The sequence below is a fragment of the Finegoldia magna genome (assembly GCF_018371055.1).
GTDB lineage: Bacteria > Bacillota > Clostridia > Tissierellales > Peptoniphilaceae > Finegoldia > Finegoldia magna_I.
On sequence record NZ_JAGYZD010000209.1, the window covers coordinates 1 to 2,913 of the forward strand.

Annotated in this window: 1 protein-coding gene and 1 pseudogene; both read left to right on the forward strand. The window is 36.4% G+C overall.

Annotated features, from left to right (window positions below; all coding sequences use genetic code 11):
- Positions 1-640 (forward strand): annotated as a pseudogene (locus tag KHW44_RS08025) (ATP--guanido phosphotransferase); the annotation flags it as partial.
- Positions 637-2,913 (forward strand): ATP-dependent Clp protease ATP-binding subunit (locus tag KHW44_RS08030; RefSeq protein WP_304068168.1); only part of this gene is annotated, 2,277 nt, incomplete at its 3' end. The pseudogene KHW44_RS08025 and the gene KHW44_RS08030, both read left to right, overlap by 4 nt.

Below are 2,913 nucleotides of genomic sequence, written 5' to 3' on the forward strand. Positions count from 1 at the left end.
CGAAAAATGTCTGAATATTGAAGAAAAATTGAATGACAAATTGAATTTTGCTTTCGATATTGATTTTGGATATTTGTCAGATGATTTCTACGATTCGGGTTGTATGATGGGTGTGAGCGTGTGTATGAATTTGAAGGCTTTGGAGTATTTCAAAAAGATTGACGATATTCAAGATGTTGCAAGATACAGAGGATATATGTTTGAGAAAGCTTTCAATTCTAATACGAAAAGTTCGATTTACAGGCTTACAACAAATGGTCATTTGACAGATCCTGAATATATTATTAATGATATGACGCTGTTGATTGATTCGATTTCTAGAAAGGAAATGGAAAATAGACGCATTTTATTCGAAAATAATCCTGAGTTTAAGGATGATCTTTTGAGAAGTGTGTCGATGCTCAAATATTCAAGGGTTTTGGATGAAATTGAGGGTATGAACAGGATAGGAGATTTACTGATAGCTATCGATTTTGGTATTGTCGATGGGTTTAATGTAGATGAAATTCTTGACTTGTACGATAAGACGAATAAGTTGAAGCTTGAAAAATTTCGCGAAAACAATAATTTGAATCAAAACATTGGCGTTTTGAGAAGCGAAATTATCAAGGATACTTTGGAAAGACAGGTGAAAAATTGAGAAAATCAGATATTTATAATTTGAGAACTGAAGCTGTGTATGAGGCGATTAGTTTGAAGCATGCTGATCTTGGAGTGGAGCATGTTTTGCTTGCGATGTTTAAGTTTGATTTCAAGGCGTCTGAATATTTGAAAAAACACGGTGGAAATTACGAAAAAATTAGAAATTTAATTATAGATGAGTTGGGTTATGGAGACAGCAACGAGACTAATCAAAGAATTAGCCCGAAACTTGAAGAAATAATCACTCAAGCTGTACAGTTGTCCAACACTTACGGCGAAAGGGCGATTACTCCGGAACATATTATGGCGGCTCTTTGCATGGATGGTTCGAACTACGCTAATCATTTGATGAAGAGTACAGGCGTGGATATTATGAAATTGACAGCGGAACTTCGTAAATATTTCTTCATGAAGATGAAGAGAGAACGAGACAATGTTAGCGATAATTCAGCAAATTCTTCCAAGCCAAGTGAGATTGAAAAGTACACTAAGAATTTGAACGAAATGGCGAAAGAAGGAAAGATTGATCCATGTATAGGTCGCGAGGAAGAAATCGAAAGGATTATTCAAGTTCTTCTTAGACGTAAGAAAAACAATCCTGTGTTGATTGGGAATCCTGGTGTAGGCAAGACTGCTATCGTGGAAGGCTTGGCTGTAAAGATTGTCAAGGGCGAAGTGAATGATATTTTCAAGGACAAGGAGATTTTGTCGTTGGATTTGGCAGCGTTGTTGGCAGGAACAAAATACAGAGGAGACTTTGAAGAAAGAATCAAAAAAGTTATCGATACTTTGTCAAATTCTGAAAACAAAATTTTGTTTATAGATGAACTTCATTCGTTGATGGGCGCAGGTGGTGCAGAGGGTGCATTGGATGCATCAAATATTTTGAAGCCATCATTGGCGAGAGGCGATTTGCAAATAATCGGAGCTACAACTATCAATGAATACAGAAAAACTATCGAAAAAGACCAAGCTTTTGAGAGAAGACTTCAAACTATTATGGTAGATGAGCCTTCTGTTTCAGATTCTATCCAAGTTATCGAAGGATTGAAGGACAAGTACGAATCACATCACCACGTTCTAATTAGTGATGAAGCAATCAAAGCTAGTGTTGAATTGTCACACAGATATTTGAACGACAGGTATTTGCCAGACAAGGCGATAGATTTGATAGATGAAGCTCAATCGATGGTTAGAGTGAAAAACTTCACTGGCGGCAAAAATTATGCGAAAATCCTAGAAGAATTAGAAGAAGAAAAACAAGAAGCTATCCAAAATTCTGATTTCTTACTTGCAGCAGAAAAAAGAGATGCAATCAAGGAAGTTGAAGCAGAAATGGAAGAAGAAGACCAAGACGAAAATAAATTGGAGATTGGATTCGACGAAATAGCGAATATTGTGTCACGTTGGGCGAAGGTTCCAGTGTCTAATCTAACAGAATCAGAATCACAAAAATATTTGTTCTTGGCTGATAATTTGAAAAAAGTTGTCATCGGACAAGACAAGGCTATCGATTCTATTTCGAACGCAATTAAAAGAGCGCGTGTTGGACTCAAAAATCCGAATAAACCAATCGGATCGTTTGTATTTGTCGGACCAACTGGTGTCGGAAAGACATACTTGGCGAAAAAACTTGCCAAGGAATTGTTCAACGATGAAAACGCGATGATTAGAATCGACATGACAGAATATATGGAAAAACATTCCGTGTCCAAATTGATAGGATCGCCTCCGGGATATGTTGGCCACGATGATGGCGGACAATTAACTGATATGGTGCGTACGAAACCATATTCTGTAATATTGTTTGATGAAATCGAAAAGGCTCATCCAGATGTTTTCAACACGCTTTTACAAGTTTTGGATGACGGTAGACTAACAGATTCCAAAGGACGTGTGGTTAATTTCAAAGATACTGTAATCATTATGACATCAAACATTGGCGCAAGTGAACTTGAAAGCAAAAATGTAATTGGTTTTAATACTGCAGAAGATGTTGAAGTTGATGAATACAACAGAAACAAAGAAACTATCAACAATGCAATGAAGTCGATGTTCAAGCCAGAATTTATGAATAGATTAGACGATGTTATCGTGTTTAGCAATTTGAACAAGGAAAATGTAAAAGAAATTGCTGGATTAATGATGGATGAATTGGTTGAGAGAATGGCGAAGAATGATTTGATAATTTCATATGACGAAAAAATCTTGGATTATCTTGTAGACAAAGGATACGACAAGAAATTCGGAGCAAGACCTCTTGAAAGACTT